Below are 23,742 nucleotides of genomic sequence, written 5' to 3' on the forward strand. Positions count from 1 at the left end.
GCTATTTCAAACAATTACCCCGTTTTCCCGGGCGAATTCTTCTAACTGGGCGCGTATGCTGTGGTCGGGCGAGGCATAGAGTTTAGACATAAAATCTGCCAAACGGGGAACATCCAGGCTACGGAGCATTTCCTTGACCGGGCCGACCGCGCTGGCCGGCATGGACAGGCGGCGGAAGCCCAGGCCCAGCAGGGCCATGGCCTCCAGCGGCCGGCTGCCCATCTCGCCGCACATGGTGATCGGCTTGCCGGCATCATGGCATTGCCGCACCACCCAGTGCAGGAAGCTGAGCATCGCCGGGCTTAAGGGGTCGTAACGATCGGCCAGCTTCGGATTGCCGCGGTCGGCCGCGAACATGAACTGCATGAGGTCGTTCGAGCCGACCGAGATGAAATCCACCAGCGGCAGCAGGGCCGGCAACTGCCAGGCCAGCGCCGGCACCTCCAGCATCGTGCCGACGGCGATCTGCAGCGGAACCGGCTTGCGCAATGACACCAGCCGCTGCACCTCGCGATCCAGCAGCCGGCGGGCGCGCCGGAATTCGTCCACCTCGGCGATCATGGGGAACATGAGATACAGCGCGCGGCCGGCCGCCGCCTCCAGCATGGCGCGCAACTGCACCTTCAAAAGGGCCGGACGATCCAGCGCCAGGCGGATCGCCCGCCAGCCCATGGCCGGATTCTCCTCGGGATATTTCACCAGATAGGGCAGCACCTTGTCGCCGCCGATATCCAGCGTGCGGAACACCACCGGCCGGTCGCCGGCATGCTCGATCACGCGGCGGTAGATCGCGGTCTGCGCCTCGGCCTTGGGCATGGTCGGCCGCACCATGAACTGCAGTTCAGTGCGATACAGGCCGATGCCGTCGGCATTGGTCTCGTCCAGATGCCCCAGATCGATCAGCAGGCCGGCATTCACCAGCAGGGCGATGCGCTGGCCATCGCGGGTGACCGGCGGATCCTCGCGCTGCGCGGCATATTTCGCGAGCCGCGCCCTGCGCAGGGCAACCCCCTGATGAAAGGCCGACACCACATCCGGCGCGGGCCGCACGAAGACCTGGGCATGATCGCCGTCGACCACCACCGTGTCGCCCGGCTCGACCTTGGCGATCACGCCCTCGACGCCGCCGATGACCGGGATGGAGAGTGCGCGCGCCACGATGGCGACATGGCTGACGCTGGAGCCCTCCTCCAGCACCACGCCCTGCAGCTTGCGACGGTCGTAATCCAGCAATTCCGCCGGCCCCATGCTGCGCGCCAGCAGGATGGCGTTGTCGGGCAGGTTCTCGGCGGCCGAGTGATAGGGCTTGCCGGCCAGATGCAGCAGCAGGCGGTTGGCGAGATCGTCCAGATCAGCCAGCCGTTCGCGCAGGTAGGGATCGGTGATCGCCTGCATGCGATGGCGCGTGTCGCCCTGCACGCGCAGCACGGCGGCCTCGGCCGTCAGGCCGGATTCCACCGCTTGGTGCAGCTTGGCCAGCCAGCCGGTGTCATGGGCGAACATCTTGTAGGTTTCCAACACGTCGCGGCTTTCGCCGACGATGTCGCTGTCGGGCGCTTCCAGCATCCTGTTGACCTGATCGCGCATCGAGGTGACCGCGGCGTCCAGACGCTGCTTCTCGAAGGGGATGTCGTCGGCGATTGTCTTCTCGACATGGATGCGCGGTTCGTGCAGCACCGCCACGCCGATCGCCAGGCCCTCCGACAGCAGCCGGCCATCGGCCCGGAACGGCATGGTGGCGGTGCGACTGACGGCGGCCAGTTCCTCGCCGCCGCTGAGCTGGCCCGAGGCCACCATCTCGGCCAGCACCATGGCAATGGTTTCCAGCGCCTCGACCTCTTCCTCGGCATATTGCCGGCGGGTCTGGTTCTGCACGACCAGAACGCCGATCACGCGGTTGTCGCGCAGGATCGGCACGCCGAGCAGCGAGTGATAGATCTCTTCGCCGGTTTCCGGCTTGTAGGCGAATTGCGGATGGGTCTGCGCATCGGCCAGCATCAGCGGCCGGGCATTGGCGGCGATATCGCCGACCAGACCCTCGCCCACTTTCAGCCGCGTCTTGTGCACGGCTTCGGGGTTCAGACCCTCGGTGGCGTAAAGCTCGAGTTCGTCGTTGCGCAGCAGATAGACCGAGCACACTTCCGCCACCATGTTGGCGGCGATGTTGCGCACCACGCGGCCCAGGCGCTCGTCGACGGTGCCGGCTTCCGCCATCACCTCGCGGAGACGGCGCAGCAGGCCGCGCGGCCCGGGCGGTGGCGCCCGGCCCGGCATCACGGCCGGTCTCCGCTAACGATTACCGGAGCGGCTGGTCTGGCATGCCCTCCCCGCATCGGCCCTCCGTTCGGCCCGTTTTCATTCGGCGTCGAGCCCAAAAGCCGTGTGCAGGGCGCGCACCGCAAGTTCGGTGTAATCGGCGCTGATCAGCACGCTGACCTTGATCTCGGAGGTGGTGATGGCGAGGATGTTGATGTTCTTCTCGGCCAGCGCCTTGAACATGATATGCGCCACGCCGGCATGGCTGCGCATGCCGACGCCGACGACCGAGACCTTCACGACATTGCGGTCGGGTACCAGCTTGGCCCAGCCCAGGCTTTTCTCCTGCTTCTCCAGGATCTGCACGGCACGATCGAGATCGCCGCGGCCCATGGTGAAGGTCAGGTCGGTCTTCTTGCCGTCCTCGGAGATATTCTGGACGATCATGTCGACATTGATGCCGGCATCCGAAAGCGGGCCGAAAATGCCGGCCGCGATGCCGGGACGATCGGCCACGCCGATCAGGGTGACTTTCGCCTCATCGGCCGAATAGGTGACGCCGGAAACAATCTGCTTTTCCACGATCTCATCCTCATCGACTACGAGCGTGCCGGGAAGGTCGGCAAAGCTCGACAGAACCTGCGTCCGCACCCGGTGGTTCATCGCCATTTCCACCGAGCGGGTCTGCAGCACCTTGGCCCCGAGGGAGGCCAGTTCCAGCATCTCCTCGTAGGTGATCTTATCCAGCTTGCGGGCTTTTTTCACGATGCGCGGATCGGCGGTGTATACACCGTCCACGTCGGTATAGATGTCGCAGCGGTCGGCCTTCAGGGCGGCGGCCAGCGCCACGGCCGAGGTATCCGAGCCGCCGCGGCCCAGGGTGGCAATGCGCTGGTTCGGACCGACGCCCTGGAAACCGGCCACCACCGGGACGATGCCGGCCTCCATGTCCCTGATCATGGCCGAGCCGTCGATCTCCTCGATGCGGGCCTTGCCATGCATGTCGTTGGTACGGATCGGCACCTGCCAGCCCTGCCAGGAACGGGCCTTCACACCCAGCGCCTGCAGGGCGATGGAGACCAGGCCGGTGGTGACCTGCTCGCCCGAGGCGACCACGGTGTCGTATTCGCGCTGGTCATGCACCGGGTCGATCTGCCTGCACAGGTCGACCAGGCGGTTGGTCTCGCCCGACATCGCCGAAACGACCACGGCAACCTGGTTGCCGGCCTCGACCTCGCGCTTCACCTTAGCCGCGACATTCTTGATCCGGTCAACCGAGCCGACCGATGTGCCGCCGAATTTCATCACCAAGCGCGCCATGCCGCTCGATCCCGTTTCCCGATCCGTTGTCGATAATTGGCCGGCGGAACTTGCCGGTTTAAAGGCGGGTACTTAATACTCTTGGGACCCTCCCCAGGCAAGCCGACCCGGGGGAAAAATACCCGTTTTCAACCAAGCCCTTGCCGGGAAGTCATGAGCCAGACCGCCGCCAGCGTCGACCCCGCCGAAATCGAGCGCTTTTCCGCCATGGCAGCGGAATGGTGGGACCCGCAGGGCAAGTTTCGCCCCCTGCATAAATTCAATCCGGTGCGACTGGCTTTCATCCGCGACCGGATCGCTGCCCATTTCGGCCGCGACGTCACCGTCAAGGCGCCGCTTTCGGGCCTGCGGCTGCTGGATATCGGCTGCGGCGGCGGCCTGGTGGCCGAGCCGATGGCCCGGCTGGGCGCCAGCGTGCTGGGGGCTGACGCGGCGGAACGCAATATCGGCGTGGCCCGGGCCCATGCCGCCGAATCCGGCCTGGGCATCGACTACCGCTGCACCAGCGCCGAAGCCCTGGCGGCCGCCGGCGAACGCTTTGACGTGGTGCTGACGCTGGAAGTCGTGGAGCATGTGGCCGACCTGAACGGCTTCCTCAGCAGTTGCGGCCAGATGGTGAAGCCCGGCGGCCTGCTGATCGCCGCCACCCTGAACCGCACCCTGAAGGCCTATGCGCTGGCCATCGTGGGCGCGGAATACATCCTCGGCTGGCTGCCGCGCGGCACCCATGACTGGAAGAAGTTCGTGCAGCCGCACGAGCTGGCCCAGGGCCTGCGCCAGGCCGGCCTGACCATGCAGGACGTGACCGGCGTCAGCTACGATCCTCTGGCCGACCGCTGGTCGATCAGCGGCGATACAGATGTGAATTACATGATGGTGGCGGTGAAGAACGCCTGACCGGGGATCACGCATCCCCCCTGGGAACCCAGGGGATCATCGCGACGTCAATACCTTCCTCGGTCAGTTCCTTGGCTTCTTCCTTGGTGGCTTCGCCGTAGATGTTGCGCTTATCGGTCTCGCCGTAATGGATCTTGCGCGCTTCCTCGGCGAACTGGTCGCCAACGTAATCGGCGTTTTTCTCCACATGGTCGCGCAGCTCGCGCAGGGCCTTCATGGCGATGGCCACTTCCTTGGCCTCGGCGGCGGCGACTTCGCCCTTGGACTTGCCGATGCGTGGCGCCATCGGCGCCTTGGTGATTTTGCGCGAATTGCAGACCGGGCACACGATCTTGCCGCCCGCCGCCTGCTTGTCGTAGGTGGCGCTGTCGTAAAACCACGCTTCGAAGACGTGGTCCTTGCGGCATTTGAGTTCGTACTTGATCATGGCAACCGGTCGATTCGGCTTCGGCTCAAGTCTTTCATAAGAGGCAACGGTTTATACATGGTGCTGTCACAATGGCGCAACAAGGGGGTAACCGATGGGGCCATCCGCGCCTGACCGCCCCGCGCCCTCGCCCTGGATCCTCCGGTTCGCACCTCTGGTTGCAGCCGATGCCGGTTGCGTGCTCGACCTGGCCTGCGGCAGCGGCCGGCACGGCCGGCTGTTCCTGGCCAACGGCACCCCCACGCTGTTTCTCGACCGTGACCTGAGCGGCGTAGAAGATCTGCGGGGCGCGGCCGGCGCTGAGCTGCTGCGGGCCGATATCGAGAATGGCCCCTGGCCGCTGGCCGGCCGGCATTTCGATGCCATCGTGGTGACCAACTATCTCTGGCGGCCCCTGTTTACGCAGATCATCGCCGCACTGCAGCCTGGCGGCCTGCTGCTCTACGAGACCTTCATGCGCGGCAACGAGCGCTTCAGCAAACCCGCCAGCCCGGATTTCCTGCTGGTTGAGAACGAGCTGTTCGAGCGCTGCCGCGATGCCTTCGACATCGTGGCCTTCGAACAGGGCGAAGACAGCGCCCCCAAACCCGCCATGCGCCAGCGCATCTGCGCGATCAAGCGATGAGCAGCCAGAGGATCGAAACCGAGCGCCTGGTGCTGCGGCGCTTTGCCTGCGGCGACTGGGAAACGCTGGCACGTTTTTATGCCGACGATACGGTGATGCGCCACATGCTGCCCGGGCGCGGCCTGCCGCGCGCCGAGGCCGCCGAACGCGCCAAGAGCAACATCCACAATTTCAACGACCATTGGGAGCGGCGCGGCTATGGCGTCTGGGCGGTGGAAGACCGCGCCAGCGGCCGTCTGCTGGGACAATGCGGCCTGCGCTGGATCGCCGAGGCCGAGCAGACCGAACTGCTGTATCTGTTTGCCAAGACAGTCTGGGGTCGTGGCCTGGCCACCGAGGCCGGCCAGGCGGCCCTGCGATACGGTTTCGAGTCCGGGGGATTGGACAAGCTGATCGCGCTGACCGCGCCGGACAACAAGGCCTCGCAGCGCGTGCTGGGAAAGCTGGGATTCCGCTACGATGGCGAGGCGCCACTTTGGGAGCGGATCGTAAGCTGGTTCGCCCTGCCGCGCGAAGCATGGCAAGCTGACGCGCCCATCATATCAATGAAATGAAATAGGGCAAATTTGCTGTTGGGCCGGCGCTGGTGTTGGCGTTACCATCGCCCCGCACCGTCCGTTCCGGCAGCAGCGCAGCACAGGCACGGCCATGATCGATCTCGAACACAGACTGACCCACGCCGCCCAGGTGATCCGCGAAGGCGGTAAACTGGCGCGCGGCTTTTACGACAATCGCGGCGAGTTGGTCGTGAAGCTGAAAGGCGTGCAGGATTTCGTCAGCCAGGCGGATTCCGAGACCGAGGATCTGATCGCCTCGCGCCTGCTGGCTGCTTTCCCGCATGACGGCATCCTGGGCGAGGAGCGCGGCCGGCGCGGCGGCGAGACCGATGCCTTGTGGGTGATCGACCCCATCGACGGCACGGCGAATTTCGTGCGCGGCCTGCCTTACTGGTGCACGGCCATCGCCCTGGTGGTGAAGGATACGCTGGAACTGGGCCTGATCTACGATGCGATGGCCGACCGGCTGTATACAGCGCGGCGCGGCCACGGCGCCTTCTGCAACGGCAAGCCGATCAGCGTCAGCGCCACGCGCCAGTTCGATCGCGCCTGCATCGGCATCGGCTACGGCCATGGCGAGGCGGCGGGGCCGCATGCCGCCCTCGTCGAGCATTTGCTGAGCGCCCATTGCCAGTATCGCCGACTGGGCAGCGGCCTGCTGCTGCTGGCCCTGGCCGCCGAAGGGGCCACGGATGGCTTCTACGAACACCGCATGAAGGCCTGGGATGCCCTGGCCGGCCTGCTGCTGGTGCGCGAGGCCGGCGGCGTCACCTGCGATTACGAAGGACTGGGCGGATTGCAGCGTGCCGAGCCGGTGCTGGCATTGACGCCGGCTTTGTGGCCTGCCTTCACCAAGGCGACCGGAATCGCCCTGCCGCAATTCAGCGAAACGAATGGCTACTCGGCGGCCCGCGCCGGCAGGGTATAAGCCGGATCGTGCCGCCAGGCGGGGATCTGCCCCCGCGCCTTGGCCACCTGCGCCAGATCGATCTCGGCCGTCACCACGCCCACGCCGTCGCCGGCATCGGCCAGCACCCGGCCCCAGGGATCGATCACCAATGAATGACCATAGGTCTGCCGGTTGCCCGGGTGGTCGCCCCACATGGCCGGCGCGATCACGAAGGCGCCGGTCTCAATCGCCCGGGCGCGCAGCAGCACATGCCAGTGCGCCTGCCCCGTGGTGCGGGTGAAGGCGGCCGGGATCGAGATGATGTCGGCGCCGGCCTGGGCCAGCCCGCGATACAGGCCCGGGAACCGCAGGTCGTAGCAGATCGACATGCCCAGCGTGGCATAGGGCAGCGGCGCCAGCACGCCCTCGGCACCGGGCGCGATGGAGTTGGACTCGCGATAGGTTTCGCCCGAGGGCAGGTCGACGTCGAAGAGATGGATCTTGTCGTAACGCGCGGCGATGCCGCCATCGGGCGCCAGCAGATACGAGCGGTTGAAGTTGCGGTTGGCACCTTCGGGTTTGATCGCCAGCGAACCGACCAGCAGCCAGCTGCTCAGCTCCTTCGACAACGCGCGGAACGCCTGCAGCGCCGGATGGCTGTCTTCCGGCCGTCCGGCCGCCACGCTGGCGGCTGCATTGGCGCCCATGAAACCGGAATTCTCCGGCGTGGCGATCAGGTCGGCGCCAGCCTCCTTGGCCTTGCGCACCAGGGCCGAGACATGGGCGATGTTGGCATCCATGTCATCCCAGATATTGGGCTGGACCAGGCCGACCTTGAAGCGCTGCGCCATGGGACCGCTCCTTTTATGCCGCCGCCAGCAGCGGATCGAGCTTGCCCTCGCGCTCCAGAGCGTAGAGGTCATCGCAGCCGCCGACATGGGTGCCGTTGATCCAGATCTGCGGCACGGTGCGGCGGCCGCCGGCCTTCTGCGTCATTTCCTCGCGCCTGGCGGCATCGTAGGAGACGTCGATCTCGTTGTAGCTCTGGCCCTTCTTCTCCAGCAGCGCCTTGGCGCGCGCGCAATAGGGGCACATGAAGGTGGTGTAAATCTCGATCTGGGCCATGGGGAATCCTCGACAGAAAAGCCCCTCGCTTTTCAGGGGCATTATATGGCGCCCTGCTCGACCCGAACAACCCGGGCCAGCGTGAGCACCGTCACCGCCGCCGCGCCATTCCGCCGCAGCACCCGGCTGCAGGCCCCCACCGTGGCGCCGGTGGTCAACACATCGTCGACCAGCAGCAGACGTTTACCAGCCACCCCGTCGCGATATGCTTCCGCAATCCGGATCGCGCCGGCCAGTACCCGGCGGCGTTCCACCCGGCCGAGGCGGCCCAGGCTGCGGGTCGGTTTCGGCCGTTCCAGCAGATCGAGCCAGACCGGCTTGCCGCTCAGGCGGCCCAGCGCCTGCGCCAGCAGGGCCGACTGGTTGAAGCGCCGCCGCCACAGCCGCCAGCGATGCAGCGGCACCGGCACGATGGCATCGCAGTCCCGGACCAGCGCCGCGCCCGCCGTCAGCATCATGGCCGCCAGGCCCGGCGCCAGGTCGGTGCGGTCGGCGCGCTTGAAGCGCAGCACCAGGTCGCGGCCACCCCCGGCATAGGTGAAGACCGCCCGGGCCCCGTCGAAGGGCGGTGGTTCCTTCAGGCAGGCGCCGCAGACCAGACCGGACGGCACCGGCACGGCATAGGGCGTGCCGCAGGTCGGGCAGCAGGGCTCGGCGATGAACCCGACTTCCGGCCAGCATGCGGGGCAGAGACGGCCGGGTTCGTCCACTGTCGCCGTGCAGAGCATGCATTGCGGCGGCAGCAGTGAATCGACCACGCCGCGCCAGGCCTGCCGGGCGGCACGCAGCGGAAACAGCGACCAGTCGCGCGATGAGGCGTTCAGCATGCAAGATTCAGCGACGATTGACGCGACGGCAGGCGCATGCCGGGACATGACGCGCGGTCTGCCGGCCGGTATGGTGGCATAAAAATACGCCTTGGAGGAAACGGAACCATGAGCGGCAGCAGCGAAAAGACCATCCGCATCGGCGGCGCTTCGGCTTTCTGGGGCGATTCCATGGTGGCCGCGCCGCAGCTTCTGATGCAGGGCGAGGTCGATTACCTGATCTTCGACTATCTGGCCGAGATCACCATGTCGATCATGGCCCGCATGCGCGCGAAAGATCCGACGCAGGGGTATGCCACCGATTTCGTTGCCGTGACGATGAAACGCCTACTGCCCGAGCTGGCGCGGCGCAAGGTGAAGGTGGTGGCCAATGCGGGCGGCGTGAATCCCGCTGCCTGTGCCGCCGCGATCCGCGCGCTGATTGCCGAGGCAGGCCTGTCGCTGAAAGTGGGCGTGGTGCTGGGCGACGACCTGCTGCCGCAGATCGAGGCGCTGAAACCGAAGCTGGAGCCGATGCAGCATGGCGCGCCCGTGCCGGAGCGTTTCATGTCGGCCAACGCCTATCTCGGCGCGGCGCCGATTGCCGCCGCATTGAAGGCCGGCGCCGATATCGTGGTGACCGGCCGCTGCGTGGATTCCGCGCTCTGCCTCGGGCCCCTGCTGCATGAATTCGGCTGGAGCCTGCGGGATTTCGACCGCCTCGCCGCCGGCAGCCTGGCTGGCCATATCATCGAATGCGGCGCCCAGGCTTCTGGCGGCCTGTTCACCGATTGGCGCGAGGTGCCGGACTGGGACAATATCGGCTATCCCATCGCCGAGGTGAGTACCGATGGCAGCTTCATCGTCACCAAGCCGAAAGGCACCGGTGGCCTGGTCAGCGTCGGCACGGTATCCGAACAACTGGTCTACGAGATCGGCGACCCGGCCAGTTATTTCCTGCCCGACGTGACCTGCGATTTCACCGCCGTGAAGATTGAACAGGCAGGCGAGAACCGCGTGCGGGTCTCGGGGGCTAAGGGTCGCCCACCGACCGACCGCTACAAGGTCTCGGCCACTTATCTGGACGGCTTTCGTGCCGTGGCGCATCTGACCATCGGCGGCATCGAGGCGCGCGCCAAGGCCGAACGCACGGCGGAAGCGATCCTCAAACGCACGCGCCGTCTGTTCACCATGCTGAACCTGGGCGATTACCGCGCCACCTCGATCGAGGTGCTGGGCACGGAAGCGATGTACGGGCCGCATGCGCAGCCCGGCGCGCTGGCGAGCCGCGAGGTGGTGCTGAAGCTGAGCGTCAGCCACACCGATAAAACCGCACTCGACATCTTCGCCCGCGAGATCGCGCCGGCCGGCACCTCGTTCTCTGCCGGTACCACCGGCTTCTTCGGCGGCCGCCCGACGCCGCAGCCGGTGGTGAAACTGTTTTCCTGTTTCATCCCGAAAGCTGCCCTGCCCGTTGCTCTTGATCTTGCCGGCAATCCGGAGCCGTTCGATCTGCCGCTGATCAGCGGCAACACCAGCGGCGAGCCTGTGGGACAACCCGACCTGCAGCCGATGCCGGACGGCCCGCGCCGCGCCGTGCCGCTGGTGCGGCTGGCCTGGGCGCGTTCGGGCGACAAGGGCGACGACAGCAACATCGGCGTCATCGCGCGCAGGCCGGAATACCTGCCGGCGATCCGCGCGGCCCTGACCGAGGATGCCGTGCAGCGCTATTTCGGCCATCTGGTGGACGGACCGGTGGAGCGGTTCGAATGGCCCGGCATCCACGGCCTGAATTTCCTGCTGCGCCATGCCCTGGGCGGCGGCGGCATCGCCAGCCTGCGCAACGACCCGCAGGGCAAGGCCTATGCCCAGATGCTGCTGGATTACCCCATTCCCGTGCCGGTGGCCTGGGGGCTTTCGGATCAATAGCAACGCAAAAGCCGGATAGCGGGTTGGCCCGGGCGGGATTACGTTCAGCCCCATGAAACAGACACCCCGTCTCTCCATTGGCCGCTCCTCCATTGGCCGCCCGCCGACCGATGCCGAATTCGCAGCCGTCAAAGGCAACGACCCGGAAGCCGACGGCCGCTTCCTGTACGGCGTGACCACCACAAAAATCTTCTGCCGCCCCTCCTGCATCAGCCGCGCGCCAAAGCGGGAGAATGTGCGCATCTTCGCCGATGCCGATGCCGCACAGGCGGCCGGCTTCCGCCCCTGCAAACGTTGCCGGCCCGACCGGATGCCGGCCACGGATGCAAGGCTGGAGCGGGCGCGCATGCTGATCGACGAGCGCCTGGCCGCCGGCGAGAATACCCCAACGCTGGCCCAGCTCGCCCGCGTGGCCCATATGGGCGCCACCCACCTGCAGCGCCGTTTTGCCGCCGCCTATGGCCTGAGCCCACGCGCCTATGGCGAGGCACAGCGCATCAAAGCCCTGAAGCAGCAACTGAAGAAAGGAAACGGCGTGTCGGATGCGATCTATGGCGCCGGCTTCGGCGCAGCCAGCCGCGTATACGAAAAAGCCGACCGCTGGCTGGGCATGACCCCGGCCGCCTATCGCCGCGGCGGCGAGGGCCTGACCCTCACGGTGGCGATCCGTCGCTCGGCGATGGGATTGACCCTGGTCGCCGAAAGTCCGCGCGGGATCGCCGCCCTGCTGTTCGGCAGCAACGAAAACACCATGCTGGCCGAGTTGCACGACGAATTCCCCGCCGCCCGCATCGACCGCGACGACAAGGCAGGGGCATCGGCCTTTGCCGCCCTGGAAGCCATGCTGGCGGGCAAGGCACCGCCGAAAGGCCTGCGACTGGACCTGCGCGGTACGCCGTTCCAGATCCGGGTCTGGACCGCCCTGCAGGCGATCCCGGCCGGTGAGACGCGCAGCTATGGCGAAATCGCCGCCAGCCTTGGCCAACCCAGGGCCTCGCGCGCCGTCGGCTCGGCCTGCGCCAACAACATCATCGGCGTGCTGGTGCCCTGTCATCGCGCGCTGCGCAGCGATGGCAGCCTGGGCGGCTATCGCTGGGGGCTGGAGCGCAAGGAAAAGCTGCTGACCGGCGAGGGCGTGGAACTCGAACCCGCCGAGTGACGTTCCTTTCTGCACGCCCTGTAACTTTTCGCACCGAATTGCCCTGCCCCGTTTGCGGCAGATACCTGCCGCATCCCTGCCATATTGGGCTTTTATGATCCGAAGCATAACGCTGCAGGATTCGCATAGCCGACATGTTAACGTGGCGGCATCCTGCTCTTGCAGTTTCTTATAATAGTTCTAAATTTATCAACAGAACCAGAACGAAAAGGAGTTGTCCCATGGCTGTGGCCATTGATATCGGCATTCCCGACAAGGAGCGCAAGAAAATCGCCGACGGCCTGTCGCGCCTGCTGGCCGATACCTACACGCTCTATCTCAAGACCCACAATTACCACTGGAATGTCGAAGGCCCGATGTTCCAGACCCTGCACACCATGTTCGAGACCCAGTACACCGAACTGGCGCTGGCCGTTGACCTGATCGCCGAGCGCATCCGCGCCCTGGGCCATTACGCGCCGGGCTCCTACGCGCAGTATGCCAAGCTGTCCTCGATCAGCGAGGAGACCGGCGTGCCGGGCGCGCAGGACATGATCAAGAACCTGGTGAAGGGCAACGAGGCCGTGAGCAAGACGGCCCGCGAGCTGTTCCCGGTGGTCGAGAAGTCCTCTGACGAGCCGACCGCCGACCTGCTGACCCAGCGCATGCAGATCCACGAGAAGACCGCCTGGATGCTGCGCAGCCTGCTGGAAAAGAAGTAAGCCACCGGAAATCGTGCCGCCCGGCCGTAACGTTTCACCCCGTTTCACCGAAGCTTGATTAGAAACTGGCCTGCAAGCCGCTAGGTTGACGCCTGACGGATTGCGGGCCGGATTTTCGGGCCCTGTTTTGAAACGGAGTGCACATCATGCTGATCAAGCGACGCCAGGGCTGGGAAATTCCTGAAAGCCAGGCCACGCCGGAGGCGGTGTTTCTGAACCGGCGCCAGATCGTCGCGGGTCTGGGCATGGCCGGTCTTGTCGCGGCAGGCATGCGGCCTGCAAGGGCTCAGGCCGCCGGCATCGCCGCCGAGCTCTATCCCGCCAAGCGCAATCCCGCCTATGTGCTGGACCGCGACCTGACCGAGGAAAAGGTCGCCACCACCTACAACAACTTCTATGAATTCGGCACCAGCAAGAACGTCGTGCGGCCAGCCCAGGCCCTGACCATCAAGCCTTGGCAGGTAAAGATCGATGGCATGGTGGAAAAGGAAATCGTCATCGACGCCGAGGACCTGATCCGCAAAATGCCCATCGACGAACGGCTCTATCGCCATCGCTGCGTCGAGGCCTGGTCGATGGCGGTGCCATGGAGCGGCTTTCCGCTCAAAGCCCTGATCGATTTTTCCAAGCCGCTTTCGGGCGCGAAATACCTGCGCATGGAAACCTTCAAGCGGCCCGAGGAGGCCAGCGGCCAGAAGCAGTTCTGGTATCCCTGGCCATATGTCGAGGGCCTGAGCATGGCCGAGGCGCGCAACGATCTGGCCTATATCGCCACCGGTGTCTACGGCAAGCCGATCCCGAAGCAGATGGGCGCGCCGCTGCGCCTGGCGGTGCCGTGGAAATACGGTTTCAAGTCAGTCAAGTCGATCGTGCGCTTCACCTTCACCGACCAGAGGCCAAAAAGCTTCTGGGAGGCCATGGCGGCCGATGAATACGGCTTCTGGGCCAATGTGAATCCCGCCGTCGCGCATCCACGCTGGAGCCAGGCCACCGAGGAGGTGATCGGCACCGGCAAGCGGGTGCCGACACTGATCTACAACGGCTATGGCGAACAGGTGGCCGACCTCTACAAGGACATGGCGGGCGAGAAGCTGTTCATGTAATCGGGCTTCGGCTATCCATGGCGGATGGCCTTCGACCTGATCATCTTCGACATGGACGGCACGCTGGTGGACAGCGAGCCCATCGCCAATCGCGTGTTCTACGAGAAGCTGGTGGCCCTCGGGCTGCCACCGCGTTTTGACGAGGCGAGCATCGCAGCCGACCTGACCGGCTTGGCCCTTTCAACCTGCTTTGACATCGTGCGCGACCGCTACGGCATCATCCTGCCGGATGCTTTCGAAGCCGACCTGCAGGCAGAAACCTTCCAAAGGCTGCGCGGCGAGTTGCGGCCGGTGGCGGGCGTGCCCGACATGCTGCGGCAGGTGGCGGCGCGGCCGAAATGCGTCGCGTCCTCCTCCGAACTCGACAAGATCGCGCTCAGCCTGGACCTGTGCGGCCTGACTGCCCATTTTGGCCCGCATACCTTCAGCGCGCAGCAGGTGAAGAACGGCAAGCCGCATCCCGACCTGTTCCTGTATGCCGCCGACCGCATGGGCCATGCGCCGCGCGCCTGCGCCGTGGTGGAAGACAGCCTGCCCGGCGCGACCGCCGGCATCCGCGCCGGCATGACGGTGTTTGCCTATCGCCTCGAGGCCCAGTCTGGGCAGGACCGGGCCTTCATCGAGATGGGCTGCCATGTCTTCCACGACATGCGGCTTCTGCCCGAACTGCTGGGCGCAAAAAAAAGCCGGCCTGAAATCAGGCCGGCTAAGTCTTAACAGGGAGGCTCCGCGCGAGACGCGCGGAAGGCCGAAACAGCGGGGGAGCTGCCACGGCCGAGTTTCTGGCCGGGGCCAAAAACCGAGAAGATGCTGCGACGCAACATCTGACAGGCACAGATGTAAGGTGTGTCGGCCCGTTTGAGTATCCATCGAATTGTCAAGCCAGCTATGCGGCGCGCGCATGACTGGCTGTTGCCGGGAAACCCAGGGATTCCAATCAGCTGGCAACCCCGGCCAGGTTCGGTGGCGGCGGGAAATACAGCCGCACCAGCGTTCCCCGCCCCGGTTCGCTGATGATTTCCAGGCTTCCGCGATGCAGTTCGGTCAGGGCCTTCACCAGCGGCAGGCCCAATCCGGTGCCCCGCATCTGGGAAACCAGAGCCGAATCGATCCGCCCGAACGGCTCCAGGGCCTTCTCGATATCGGCGGGTGCCATGCCGACCCCGGTATCGCTCACCTCCACCACCGCGCCGCCATCCTGGGCCGGCAGCAGGCGGAATTCCACGCGGCCGCCGGAGGGGGTGTATTTCACCGCATTGGAAAGCAGGTTGACCAGAATCTGCTTGGCCAGCCGCTCGTCGGCATACAGCGTGGCGCCCTCGGCTGCCGGCGCGGCCTGCAGGATCACCATGCGATCAGAGGCCAGCGGTCGCAGCAATGTCAGGCAATCCTGCGCCAGCTTGGCCCATGGCACGTGTTCGGCCACCAGTTTCATCTTCCCCGCCTCAACCTTGGACAGGTCGAGGATGTCGTCGATCACCGCCAGCAGATGCCGGCCGGCAGCCAGGATGTCCTGGGCGTAACGGTCGTATTGCGGCACGCCGGAAGCGCCTAGCAGCTGCAGCGACATGATCTCGGAAAAACCGATGATGGCGTTGAGCGGCGTGCGCAGTTCGTGGCTCATATGGGCAAGGAACTGCGATTTCGCCCGGTTGGCATATTCGGCCTCCTGGTGCGCCTTGAGCGCGGCCTGGCGCGCGGCTTCCAGGGTTTCGGTGCGGCCGGCCAGCATCTCGGCCTGGCTGGCCAGGCTTTCATTCGCCTCGCGCAATTCCCGTTCGCTGCGCTTGAGCGCGGTGATGTCGGTGATCAGCGATGCGGTACCCCCGGAGGTGATGCGGAAATCGCGGATCTGCAGCCAGCGCCGGTCGCGCGTGTCGTAGAAGATATGCGGCTCGCCGATGGCCGCGTTGAAGATGCGCCGCCGGGTGGCGACCCATTCCCCGTAATCCGTACGCACCCCGGCCTGCTCGGGCGCCGGCCTGCCGCGCACGGATGCCTGGCAGATATCGTCGTGCAACATGCCGGCGGTGCGCGGCAGCGGAACGCCGATGATGTCGGCATAGGCCTGGTTGCAGATCACCAGCCGCTGTTCGGGATCGAACAGCGCCACGCCGTCCGGCGCCACCGCCAGCGCATCGCTCAGATGCTGTTCGGCCGCGCGCAGCTTTTCTTCCGAAGCCTTCCGATCCGTGATGTCGTTCACCACCACCAGGGCCGCATCCTGCTCGGCATACTGCATCGGCACCGCCGCGACCGTGGCCCAGATCGCCCGGCCCTGAGCGGTGGCGATCTGCAATTCCTCGTCCGGACGGACCGGCGTGGCGCCGAAGATCCGCTCGCGATGCGCCGGATCGAGGACATATCGCGGCGAGGCGGCAGTCGCGCCGCCATCGTCGATACCGAACAGCTCGGCCGCGCGGCGGTTGCTGTAGAGGAAGGCACCGTCGCTGCGGCGCGTGACCACGATGGGAAACGGCGCCGCATCCAGGATCGAGCGCAGGCGGTTCTGCGCTGCCTCGGCATCGGCGCTGACGCGGGTGCGGTCCTGCAGCATGCCGCGCAGGCGCTCGACCATCTCGCTGCTGCGCCGGTAATACCGATTGAGGCGATAGGCGAAGCTGAGCAGAAGGAGGATGACCACCAAGCCGACGGCGCCGAGCAACCGGCTGGTGGGCTCCTGCTCCAGCAGCAGCAGCAGCACGGTCGGCACAACAGCCAGCAGAACGACAGAGGCCGATGCGGTGAATTGCACCGCTACCGTCAGGCTGACCGATGCGATCATGCCGGCGATGCACATCAGCGCCAGCAACGGCGCAGGTTCGCGCGGCAGCGCCGTTATCACCGCCGCCATGGCCCCGAACAGGGCGCCGTTCAGGGCGTAGCCGACAATCAGGCGCCAGCGCCAGGCCACGGCATGAGGCCGCCGCTCGCGATTGGCCAGGAAGGCGCGATGGGTGAAATACTGCAGCCCCACCACCAGCAGCGTTCCGGCCACATAGGCCACGCGCCAGGCCAGATCGAGATAGCCATCGAGCAGGACGGCGACGAATACCGCGACGATCGCCTGCGCCGCCATGTCGTACGGCCGGCGAACACGGACGAGCAGTTCGTTACGGCGCGCAATGCCGCCGATGCTGTCGCGCTGCCACTTCATCAATATTGCCAGTCGGCCACCTTGCGCAGCAGGAAGTCGCGGAACACCGCCAGCCGCTTGGTGTTGCGCAGTTCTTCCGGATAGACCAGATAGGTATCGAAGCTGGGGCCATCGACATTGGGCATGACCCGCACGATGCGGGGATTGCCCTCGACCATGTAATCCGGCAGCGCGGCGACGCCCAGTCCGCTGGCCATCGACTGCATCACGCCGTAGACGTTGTTGATGGTCAGGATCGGTTCGCGCGGAACCGCCGGATCGCCGGCCTTCAGCAGCCAGTTGATGTTGTTGAAATGCGCCGGCGCTTCCTCGCCGTAGACGATCAGGTGGTGGCGGTCGAGGTCGCCGATGGTCTGCGGCGCGCCGTGCCGGGTGACGTATTCGACGGCGGCATAGACATGGTTGTGGACGGTCAGCAGCTTGCGATACACCAGATCGGCCTGGGTCGGCTTCCACATGCGGATCGCCACGTCGGCCTCGCGCATGGAGAGGTCGAGCTCGCGGTCGTCGACCACCATCTCGATCCTGATGTCGGGATAGAGGTCCATGAATTCCTTCAGCCGCGGCGCCAGCCAGATGGTGCCGAAGGCGACCGTGGTGGTGACGCGCAGCTCGCCCGAGGGCTTGTCCTTGGCATCGGCGATCATCGCCTCGGTCACGGCCAGCCGGGCGAAGATGTCGCGCGCCGTACGGTAGAGCAGCTCGCCCTGCTCGGTCAGGATCAGGCCGCGGGCATGGCGGTGGAACAGCGTGGCATTGAGCTGGGATTCCAGCGCGCCGATCTGCCGGCTGACCGCCGACTGGCTCAGCCCGAGCGTCTCGCCCGCATGGGTCAGGCTGCCGGCCTCGGCCACGGCGTGGAAGATGCGCAGCTTGTCCCAGTCAAGCGCCGACATGAACCCCCCAGAATCTGTCGCGCGCGACCGTCAGTCGGCGGCTTCGGCCGCCGGCTGCGCGTGATGCGCGATGAATTTCTCGGCTTCCAGCGCCGCCATGCAGCCCGTGCCGGCCGCCGTCACGGCCTGGCGGTAGATCTTGTCCTGCACGTCGCCGGCGGCGAATACGCCGGCCACGGCCGTCTGCGTGGTGCCCGGCTTGGTGACCAGATAGCCTTCCGCGTCGAGCGGCAGCTGGCCCTTGAACAATTCGGTGTTCGGCGTGTGGCCGATGGCGATGAACACGCCGTCGGTGTCGATGTCCTGCGTCGCGCCGGTCTGCGCGTGTTTCAGGCGCACCGCCGTCACGCCCTGGCCTTCGGCGCCGAGGATTTCGTCGACCACGTGATCCCAGACCACCTTGATCTTGGGATGGGCAAACAGGCGCTGCTGCAGGATCTTTTCGGCCCGCAGGCTGTTGCGGCGATGCACCAGCACCACCTCGCTGGCGTGATTGGTCAGATACAGCGCCTCTTCCACCGCCGTGTTGCCGCCGCCGACCACCACCACCTTCTTGCCGCGGTAGAAGAAACCGTCGCAGGTGGCGCAGGCGGAGACGCCGAAGCCCTGGAAGCTCTGCTCGCTGGGCAGGCCGAGCCAGCGCGCCTGTGCGCCGGTGGCGATGATCAGCGTGTCGCCGATATAGGTGTCGCCGGAATCGCCCTGGGCCACGAAGGGCCGTTTCGAGAGATCGACCGACACGATGTAGTCGTTGATGATGGTGGTGCCGACATGCTTGGCCTGCGCCTCCATCTGCTCCATCAGCCAGGGGCCCTGGATGACGGAGGCGAAACCGGGATAGTTCTCGACATCGGTGGTGATGGTGAGCTGGCCGCCCGGCTGCAGGCCATGCACCATGATCGGCTGCAGCGAGGCGCGGGCGGCGTAGATCGCCGCCGTGCAGCCGGCGGGACCGGACCCGAGGATGAGAACCTTGGTGCGATGGGTGGTGGCCATGGTGACACTCCGGACGCGGGCTTAAAACGCTGAAATTCGGCGTTTTGGGATTATGACAGCGGGCGCCCCTCCCGCCAAGGGAAAGGCCCGGACTCGCGGCGGATGCGGCTTTTCGGCGCATCGGATGTGACGCCCCGATGACAGCCGCCCGGCGACTCGCAGCCGATATAGGGCAGCCCCGGCCGCCCGGCAGCCGTCAGAAGCCGAACATGTGATCGATGCAGAAGCTGCTCTGGCCGTTCTGCAGGCCGTGGAAGCCGAACAGGCGGCAGCTGGTGTCGCGCACCTGCACCCAGGCATCCGTCCCGGCCCGGTCCAGATCGGCGGCGGCGAACACCTCGGAGACCCGGAAGAAGCGCGAGCCGCCATAGGGAATCGGCAGCGGGGTTTCCGCCACCTTCTCGGCGCGGGCATTGAACAGCACCAGCATGGTCTGCGAGGCATCCTGGCCATAGGCCGCCTTGGGCAGCGAGGCCGGATAGACCAGGTGGCAGATGGTGTCGAAGGGCCGTGCCCCCATGCGCAGGAACAGCCGCGTGGTGAGCCCCGGCGGCCGGTGCGTGTAGCTCTGCGGCTCGTCGCGGTAGGTGATCGGCATGTTGTAGATATGCGCCCCGAAGATCGTCTCGGCGGCATGGCCCGAGGCCCGCTGCTCGTAGAGGCCGAGCGCATGCAGCCAGCCATCGGCCTCGCCGCCTGCGCGGAAGTCGTAGAGATATTCGACATGGCCGTAGCCCGATTTCAGCCCGGCCCTGGCCTCGTTCAGCCAGGCATCGATATCGGCGGGGCGGGAGTCGCGGCGCGACAGCCGGCCGAGATACTGTTCCAGCACGACCGAGCCATCGGCATCGACCAGCACGGCGCGGATCGGCAGCTCCTGCTGCGCGGTCGACATCGGCGTGGGCAAGGTGACCGACTTCCACTCTTTCAGCGGCAGTACCGGCAGCGGCATGATGTAGCCCTTGCCGATCAGCGCGGCGAGTTCGGGCAGCCGCGCGTCGGGCTTCAGATCGGTGCGTTCGACATTGGCATGGGCGATGCGGCGCCGGGCATTGTCGGCACGCACGATCTCGTAGCGCGGCCGCACGAAATAGCGCCCGGCCTGGATCTCGATCTGGTCGGGGAAGCGCGCCTGGGGCAGCAGCTTGCCCAGATCGACCGGCGTGGTGCCGAAGGGCGGCACCTCGCCGTCCCACCAGGCGATGTCCTGCGCGCCCACGATGTTGATGCCGATGGCGCCCGCGGGGATCGCCACCGGATGGCTGTTCTGCACCCACAGCAGCAGGCTTTCGCCCTGCTTGGGCGCCGGCACGCCGGCATAGAGATCGGCCGGCCAGGCATTGGCATCGTGGGTGCAGCTCAGTTGCCGCCCGGACTCCGAGAAGCTGTCGAGCGCGTATTTCACCACGTCGTGGCCCTTGATGCGCAGCGCATGGATGAACAGCGAGCCGGCGAAGTCGCCAAGCCCGAAGCGGCGGCGCACATCGCGGCTGTCGATCGACACGGCCCGGAAGGCGCCGGGCAGGGCCTCGGTCCATTCCGCCAGCACGCTGCCATCGGCGCCGAACAGGCAGAGCCAGAGCGCGGGACTGGCGGCGCCGTAGCCCGACCAGTAATCGGCCGTCACCACCTTGGTATGCAGGCCCTCGCCGTCGCCGCTGTCGGCCACGTCGCGCAGGAAGGCGAAATTGGTGGCGAAGTTGATCGGGTCGAGATAGCGGGCGGGATTCGACAGCCAGTCCTGCGGCAGGCGCATGGCATCCAGCGTAAAGACCTGGCAGCCCGGGGGCAGCAGGCGGGCGATCTGCGCCTTGTGGATCTCGGCGTCGAAGGCCGTGACCAGCACGGCATCGGGCTGCAGCGCCGCGATCGCGGTGATCGGCTGGGTGGGCAGGCCGAGCCGGGTCTGGCCCAGGTCTTCCACCCGCTGCACGAACACGCCGGCCAGATGCTGGCGCGGGATCGGGAAAAACGCATCCAGCGGCTCGGCAGCGGCCACCGGATCGGGGTCGTAGACGGCCAGGCGCGTAAAGCCGGCCAGCCCCTGCACCAGCGCGCGGGCCTGGGCGGCCACCCTGGGATGGCCGAGCGCCTTGAACAGGGAATGGCCGCCGAAATTGTTGCCCGGCCGCCAGCCGTTGCGGCTGTCGGGATTGGAAAAGGTGTCGATCTTCAGCGCCATAAAATCCGGACCCCACCGGCAACTCGTCACGCCCCCGCGGCCGCCCTGTCCCCGAGCGCGGCCGAGGCCGGCAGATGTAGCACCAAGCCGGGCGGCGGGGAATCGGTGGCGGGCAAAGCTTTTGCCCCGGACTCCCGCCGGACCCTGCCCCGGCCCGCTCCGTATACGCGCAATTTTCTTAGCCCCTGGGGCTTGGAATCTTGCCCGGATTTATAATATTGTTGCGCAACCCCCAGTTCAGACAGTGAGAAAATTTCCATGCAGCGCGTGAAGCTCGACCTCATCGACCGCAAGATCCTGGCCGACCTGCAGGCCGACGGGCGGATGACCAACGTGGAGCTGGCGCAGCGCGTGGGCATCTCGGCGCCGCCCTGCCTGCGGCGCGTGCGCGCCCTGGAGGAGGCCGGCTTCATCAAGGGCTATCACGCCGACCTCAACCCGCAGCTTCTGGGTTATGGCGTGACGGTGTTTGCCATGGTGGGCCTGAACAGCCAGGCCGAGCATGACCTGGTGGCCTTCGAGCAGACCGTGGCCGGCTGGGCCCAGGTGCGCGAATGCTACATGCTGGCCGGCGAGAACGACTTCATCCTGAAGATCGTCGCCCGCGACTGGGACGCCTACCAGACCTTCCTGACCAAGGAACTCACTGCCCTGCAGAACGTGGCCCATGTGAAAACCGCGCTGACCATCCGCTGCTCCAAGAGCGAGCCGGGCGTGCCGGTGGACATGCCGGCCGAGGAAGACGCCGCCGAATAACGGGCGGCCGATCACACGGCCCGGGCATCCCGCCCGAAGGGTTAAAATCCGATATCAGTGATATCACGGGTATAAATCCGGCGTTTTGAGTCGGTTTGGCGCCGGTTTGCGCCACGGGCGACGGGTTCCGGCGGTTTGCGGCGCCGGGCCGCGGTTTTGCATCCTTTTGCGCTCCTTTTCAGACAGTTTGGACGATTTTGTTGCCCGGCGGCCGGCGGCGGAAAAGCCGCGTCTGGCCATGGTCCGGACAAATAGAACAATATGGGAACGATGCGGCGGGGATCAAGGCCGGCTTTGTAGGGAAGGCCGAAAGATGGCTTATGATTATAAAAAAGCGGCGGCGGATCGGACTGTTCGGAGTGAATTAATTTCGACAGGGAAACGGCGTGCGGAGGGCATCTCGAATTAGGGTATGCGCAAGTTCATGACGACGGGCCGGGTTCTCCTTAAGGAACTTGGTTGTGACATCCACGGCCTGACCATTGGTTACACCTTCTGGCAGGCAAACGGTGCTCAAGAGCAAGAACGCTTCGGCCGACGAGATTATGTAGCCCGAACATAAACCTGCATTGAAATCACTCCGCTTATCCTCGCACCAACGATGAAGAGTGTTGCCGTCTGTGGCTGATGCGGACGACACGCTCGCGAGAGAAAATAAACAGATGCAAGCCATCAATAACGCCTTTGCCATTAGCGCCTCCTCCCTGCCTGCTTTCTCGAATACATACAAGCTAACAACAGACACCGCATCAGAATCGCAGGCCAGTCGACGAGCAGTATCTTAATTACTCACGGAGTATTCGTATTGCTTAATCAGTAAGAGTAGGAATTGTGCCTTCGTCCGGTACCACAGAAAAATGTTGTCGGGCGCTTCGACTCTTTATGACGCAGGCGCGCGGATATCTTTCTCGCGTTCTAACGCACATCTCATCTATCGGAAGACTACACCGCTCGCCTAAGATTACCTCCGCAAGCTCCAGATCGGCATCGAAAGGCACAAAATGCAGCCCGCCTTTCTCTTGCGCTTGAGACAGATCAATAATCCTTCTCCATTCTCTCTCGAAACTCCAGTCGGCGCTCTTTATACTGAGCCGCTCATGAACATCCAATGGCGCTTCAAGAGCGTTGCCATTAGCGCGCGCCGCTTCTACTCGACTAGGTCTGTACTGCACTTTGAATACCGAAGAGGAGCAACGGACGTTGAAGCCGAGGCATACCCCTCGGTGCTTGTCGCCGTAGTGTCCCCAAAGCGCGGGGCTTGTCCAATCTTCGCTGAAACAGAGTAGTCCATACTTCTCGTGCGCCGCCGCTTTGGCGACCATAGATTCCTCATGCCATCCGCCTTTTTTTGTATTTTTGTACGGCATGAACTCGAATGGATCATTGAGATCGTTGATGCGGGCCACCTTAAGGCGGCCAAGCCAAAGATTACTAACTGCAAATTCTGCAGAGGTTAGATGGTAAAGGCGGCGGAAGTCCGGGCCGGGCGGTCTTGATGTAACAGCACTACCCATGTCACTCCGATAACCTGACATAACCCATAGGTCTCGGTAATCGGGGCGCATATTAAACTTGCCCCTATTGTCGCATCCATGCGTCATGTTTCATCCGGACAACGATACGTGCCAAGTGAGTATACGTTATCAAATTGTGCGGAAAGAAGTTGGCGTCCCCACGGGGATTCGAACCCCGGTTTGCGCCGTGAGAGGGCGCCGTCCTGGGCCTCTAGACGATGGGGACCCATAGCCGCGGCGAACCGTGCGCCGCGCGAGGCGCACCTGATACAGGAGCCGGCCTTCCGGTGCAAGGGCTTTCGCCCCGGCGCCGCCCCGGCCGGCCCGCGCGGCGCCGGAAATCCTGCTGCCGGCACAGGGATTTGGCCCCCTCGGCGGGCTAAGCGAAAGCCGGGCTTTTTGTTTTACGAGACGCTTGCATCGGATTCATGGCTGGGTATAGTGCGC

Annotated in this window: 22 protein-coding genes and 1 tRNA gene; 10 read left to right on the plus strand and 13 right to left on the minus strand. The window is 65.3% G+C overall.

The features are described from left to right. Positions 1 to 6: 6 nt before the first annotated feature. Together ptsP and ACK4FK_RS02430 are read right to left on the minus strand one after the other, a co-directional pair. Positions 7 to 2,274, minus strand: a complete 2,268-nt coding sequence (gene ptsP / locus ACK4FK_RS02425; protein ID WP_409740652.1) for a phosphoenolpyruvate--protein phosphotransferase — start codon at positions 2,272 to 2,274, stop codon at positions 7 to 9. 81 nt (positions 2,275 to 2,355) lie between these two features. Continuing rightward, positions 2,356 to 3,576, minus strand: coding sequence for an aspartate kinase (locus ACK4FK_RS02430; RefSeq protein ID WP_409740574.1), 1,221 nt, complete (start codon positions 3,574 to 3,576; stop codon positions 2,356 to 2,358). A 153-nt stretch (positions 3,577 to 3,729) separates the two neighbouring features. Between ACK4FK_RS02430 and ubiG the strand changes: the two genes are divergently transcribed. Next, positions 3,730 to 4,473, plus strand: a complete 744-nt coding sequence (ubiG, locus tag ACK4FK_RS02435) for a bifunctional 2-polyprenyl-6-hydroxyphenol methylase/3-demethylubiquinol 3-O-methyltransferase UbiG (RefSeq protein ID WP_409740577.1) — start codon at positions 3,730 to 3,732, stop codon at positions 4,471 to 4,473. A 7-nt stretch (positions 4,474 to 4,480) separates the two neighbouring features. On the opposite strand, the gene ACK4FK_RS02440 is transcribed toward ubiG, so the two are convergent. Further along, on the minus strand, positions 4,481 to 4,900 hold the full coding sequence (locus ACK4FK_RS02440; protein WP_409740580.1) for a DUF1178 family protein: 420 nt from the start codon (positions 4,898 to 4,900) through the stop codon (positions 4,481 to 4,483). A gap of 94 nt (positions 4,901 to 4,994) precedes the next feature. Between ACK4FK_RS02440 and ACK4FK_RS02445 the strand changes: the two genes are divergently transcribed. From ACK4FK_RS02445 to ACK4FK_RS02455, 3 genes are all read left to right on the plus strand, one after another. Further along, on the plus strand, positions 4,995 to 5,525 hold the full coding sequence (locus tag ACK4FK_RS02445) for a class I SAM-dependent methyltransferase (RefSeq protein ID WP_409740583.1): 531 nt from the start codon (positions 4,995 to 4,997) through the stop codon (positions 5,523 to 5,525). Further along, positions 5,522 to 6,079, plus strand: a complete 558-nt coding sequence (locus ACK4FK_RS02450) for a GNAT family N-acetyltransferase (RefSeq protein WP_409740585.1) — start codon at positions 5,522 to 5,524, stop codon at positions 6,077 to 6,079. Before ACK4FK_RS02445 ends, ACK4FK_RS02450 begins: the two co-directional genes overlap by 4 nt. A gap of 94 nt (positions 6,080 to 6,173) precedes the next feature. Then, entirely contained in the window at positions 6,174 to 7,010 is an 837-nt protein-coding gene (locus ACK4FK_RS02455; RefSeq protein WP_409740588.1) for an inositol monophosphatase family protein, read from the plus strand. On the opposite strand, the gene ACK4FK_RS02460 is transcribed toward ACK4FK_RS02455, so the two are convergent. From ACK4FK_RS02460 to ACK4FK_RS02470, 3 genes are read right to left on the minus strand one after another with little or no spacing between them, the layout of a single operon-like run. Further along, positions 6,980 to 7,822, minus strand: a complete 843-nt coding sequence (locus ACK4FK_RS02460; RefSeq protein ID WP_409740591.1) for a carbon-nitrogen hydrolase family protein — start codon at positions 7,820 to 7,822, stop codon at positions 6,980 to 6,982. The genes ACK4FK_RS02455 and ACK4FK_RS02460 overlap by 31 nt on opposite strands. Before the next feature lie 13 nt (positions 7,823 to 7,835). Next, positions 7,836 to 8,096, minus strand: coding sequence for a glutaredoxin 3 (grxC, locus tag ACK4FK_RS02465; protein WP_409740594.1), 261 nt, complete (start codon positions 8,094 to 8,096; stop codon positions 7,836 to 7,838). A 41-nt stretch (positions 8,097 to 8,137) separates the two neighbouring features. Next, positions 8,138 to 8,923, minus strand: a complete 786-nt coding sequence (locus ACK4FK_RS02470) for a double zinc ribbon domain-containing protein (RefSeq protein WP_409740597.1) — start codon at positions 8,921 to 8,923, stop codon at positions 8,138 to 8,140. Positions 8,924 to 9,031: 108 nt separating this feature from the next. Here ACK4FK_RS02470 and ACK4FK_RS02475 point away from each other — a divergent pair, with 108 nt between their 5' ends. From ACK4FK_RS02475 to ACK4FK_RS02495, 5 genes are all read left to right on the plus strand, one after another. Next, positions 9,032 to 10,831: an acyclic terpene utilization AtuA family protein gene (locus ACK4FK_RS02475; RefSeq protein ID WP_409740600.1), complete on the plus strand. Its 1,800-nt coding sequence runs from the start codon at positions 9,032 to 9,034 to the stop codon at positions 10,829 to 10,831. A gap of 52 nt (positions 10,832 to 10,883) precedes the next feature. Beyond that, positions 10,884 to 11,990, plus strand: coding sequence for a bifunctional DNA-binding transcriptional regulator/O6-methylguanine-DNA methyltransferase Ada (ada, locus tag ACK4FK_RS02480; protein WP_409740602.1), 1,107 nt, complete (start codon positions 10,884 to 10,886; stop codon positions 11,988 to 11,990). A gap of 227 nt (positions 11,991 to 12,217) precedes the next feature. Beyond that, the gene (locus ACK4FK_RS02485) at positions 12,218 to 12,691 is read left to right on the plus strand and encodes a Dps family protein (RefSeq protein ID WP_409740654.1); all 474 of its coding nucleotides are present in this window, start codon (positions 12,218 to 12,220) and stop codon (positions 12,689 to 12,691) included. A 146-nt stretch (positions 12,692 to 12,837) separates the two neighbouring features. Further along, entirely contained in the window at positions 12,838 to 13,794 is a 957-nt protein-coding gene (gene msrP, locus ACK4FK_RS02490; protein ID WP_409740605.1) for a protein-methionine-sulfoxide reductase catalytic subunit MsrP, read from the plus strand. A 24-nt stretch (positions 13,795 to 13,818) separates the two neighbouring features. Next, the gene (locus ACK4FK_RS02495; RefSeq protein WP_409740608.1) at positions 13,819 to 14,511 is read left to right on the plus strand and encodes an HAD family hydrolase; all 693 of its coding nucleotides are present in this window, start codon (positions 13,819 to 13,821) and stop codon (positions 14,509 to 14,511) included. A gap of 220 nt (positions 14,512 to 14,731) precedes the next feature. Here ACK4FK_RS02495 and ACK4FK_RS02500 read toward each other — a convergent pair whose 3' ends face one another. The 4 genes from ACK4FK_RS02500 to ACK4FK_RS02515 all read right to left on the minus strand — a co-directional run bounded on the left by ACK4FK_RS02500 (position 14,732) and on the right by ACK4FK_RS02515 (position 21,025). Next, a complete protein-coding gene (locus ACK4FK_RS02500; RefSeq protein ID WP_409740610.1) occupies positions 14,732 to 16,951 on the minus strand; it encodes a PAS domain-containing sensor histidine kinase in 2,220 nt (739 codons plus the stop codon). Continuing rightward, complete coding sequence (locus tag ACK4FK_RS02505) at positions 16,951 to 17,847, minus strand: LysR family transcriptional regulator (protein WP_409740613.1); 897 nt, start codon at positions 17,845 to 17,847, stop codon at positions 16,951 to 16,953. The genes ACK4FK_RS02500 and ACK4FK_RS02505 overlap by 1 nt, the downstream gene beginning before the upstream one ends. 30 nt (positions 17,848 to 17,877) lie before the next feature. Next, positions 17,878 to 18,843 (minus strand): thioredoxin-disulfide reductase, encoded by a 966-nt coding sequence (trxB, locus tag ACK4FK_RS02510; RefSeq protein ID WP_409740615.1) that lies wholly within the window; start codon positions 18,841 to 18,843, stop codon positions 17,878 to 17,880. A 196-nt stretch (positions 18,844 to 19,039) separates the two neighbouring features. Continuing rightward, entirely contained in the window at positions 19,040 to 21,025 is a 1,986-nt protein-coding gene (locus ACK4FK_RS02515) for a hypothetical protein (protein WP_409740617.1), read from the minus strand. 258 nt (positions 21,026 to 21,283) lie between these two features. Here ACK4FK_RS02515 and ACK4FK_RS02520 point away from each other — a divergent pair, with 258 nt between their 5' ends. Then, positions 21,284 to 21,781 (plus strand): Lrp/AsnC family transcriptional regulator, encoded by a 498-nt coding sequence (locus ACK4FK_RS02520; RefSeq protein ID WP_409740619.1) that lies wholly within the window; start codon positions 21,284 to 21,286, stop codon positions 21,779 to 21,781. 364 nt (positions 21,782 to 22,145) lie between these two features. Here the strand turns inward: ACK4FK_RS02520 and ACK4FK_RS02525 are convergent, their stop codons facing one another. The 3 genes from ACK4FK_RS02525 to ACK4FK_RS02535 form a co-directional block, all read right to left on the minus strand. Further along, on the minus strand, positions 22,146 to 22,472 hold the full coding sequence (locus tag ACK4FK_RS02525) for a Rap1a/Tai family immunity protein (protein ID WP_409740621.1): 327 nt from the start codon (positions 22,470 to 22,472) through the stop codon (positions 22,146 to 22,148). A 118-nt stretch (positions 22,473 to 22,590) separates the two neighbouring features. Continuing rightward, positions 22,591 to 23,295: a DUF2971 domain-containing protein gene (locus tag ACK4FK_RS02530; protein WP_409740624.1), complete on the minus strand. Its 705-nt coding sequence runs from the start codon at positions 23,293 to 23,295 to the stop codon at positions 22,591 to 22,593. Between the two features lie 150 nt (positions 23,296 to 23,445). Beyond that, a tRNA-Glu gene (locus ACK4FK_RS02535) sits at positions 23,446 to 23,521 on the minus strand. Between the last annotated feature and the right edge of the window lie 221 nt (positions 23,522 to 23,742).

This window comes from Ferrovibrio sp. (genome assembly GCF_046297895.1).
In the GTDB taxonomy this organism is placed as follows: Bacteria; Pseudomonadota; Alphaproteobacteria; order Ferrovibrionales; family Ferrovibrionaceae; genus Ferrovibrio.

Bases quoted from the DNA above. Each gene is read 5' to 3' on its own strand.
- msrP (WP_409740605.1), top strand. From the start codon at position 12,838: ATGCTGATCAAGCGACGCCAGGGCTGGGAAATTCCTGAAAGCCAGGCC.
- ubiG (WP_409740577.1), top strand. From the start codon at position 3,730: ATGAGCCAGACCGCCGCCAGCGTCGACCCCGCCGAAATCGAGCGCTTT.
- ACK4FK_RS02515 (WP_409740617.1), bottom strand. From the start codon at position 21,025: ATGGCGCTGAAGATCGACACCTTTTCCAATCCCGACAGCCGCAACGGC.
- ACK4FK_RS02450 (WP_409740585.1), top strand. From the start codon at position 5,522: ATGAGCAGCCAGAGGATCGAAACCGAGCGCCTGGTGCTGCGGCGCTTT.
- ACK4FK_RS02470 (WP_409740597.1), bottom strand. From the start codon at position 8,923: ATGCTGAACGCCTCATCGCGCGACTGGTCGCTGTTTCCGCTGCGTGCC.
- ptsP (WP_409740652.1), bottom strand. From the start codon at position 2,274: ATGCCGGGCCGGGCGCCACCGCCCGGGCCGCGCGGCCTGCTGCGCCGT.
- ACK4FK_RS02445 (WP_409740583.1), top strand. From the start codon at position 4,995: ATGGGGCCATCCGCGCCTGACCGCCCCGCGCCCTCGCCCTGGATCCTC.
- ACK4FK_RS02500 (WP_409740610.1), bottom strand. From the start codon at position 16,951: ATGAAGTGGCAGCGCGACAGCATCGGCGGCATTGCGCGCCGTAACGAA.
- ACK4FK_RS02475 (WP_409740600.1), top strand. From the start codon at position 9,032: ATGAGCGGCAGCAGCGAAAAGACCATCCGCATCGGCGGCGCTTCGGCT.
- ACK4FK_RS02530 (WP_409740624.1), bottom strand. From the start codon at position 23,295: ATGGGTAGTGCTGTTACATCAAGACCGCCCGGCCCGGACTTCCGCCGC.
- ACK4FK_RS02520 (WP_409740619.1), top strand. From the start codon at position 21,284: ATGCAGCGCGTGAAGCTCGACCTCATCGACCGCAAGATCCTGGCCGAC.
- ada (WP_409740602.1), top strand. From the start codon at position 10,884: ATGAAACAGACACCCCGTCTCTCCATTGGCCGCTCCTCCATTGGCCGC.
- ACK4FK_RS02460 (WP_409740591.1), bottom strand. From the start codon at position 7,822: ATGGCGCAGCGCTTCAAGGTCGGCCTGGTCCAGCCCAATATCTGGGAT.
- grxC (WP_409740594.1), bottom strand. From the start codon at position 8,096: ATGGCCCAGATCGAGATTTACACCACCTTCATGTGCCCCTATTGCGCG.
- ACK4FK_RS02430 (WP_409740574.1), bottom strand. From the start codon at position 3,576: ATGGCGCGCTTGGTGATGAAATTCGGCGGCACATCGGTCGGCTCGGTT.
- ACK4FK_RS02505 (WP_409740613.1), bottom strand. From the start codon at position 17,847: ATGTCGGCGCTTGACTGGGACAAGCTGCGCATCTTCCACGCCGTGGCC.
- ACK4FK_RS02440 (WP_409740580.1), bottom strand. From the start codon at position 4,900: ATGATCAAGTACGAACTCAAATGCCGCAAGGACCACGTCTTCGAAGCG.
- trxB (WP_409740615.1), bottom strand. From the start codon at position 18,843: ATGGCCACCACCCATCGCACCAAGGTTCTCATCCTCGGGTCCGGTCCC.
- ACK4FK_RS02495 (WP_409740608.1), top strand. From the start codon at position 13,819: ATGGCCTTCGACCTGATCATCTTCGACATGGACGGCACGCTGGTGGAC.
- ACK4FK_RS02455 (WP_409740588.1), top strand. From the start codon at position 6,174: ATGATCGATCTCGAACACAGACTGACCCACGCCGCCCAGGTGATCCGC.
- ACK4FK_RS02525 (WP_409740621.1), bottom strand. From the start codon at position 22,472: ATGGCAAAGGCGTTATTGATGGCTTGCATCTGTTTATTTTCTCTCGCG.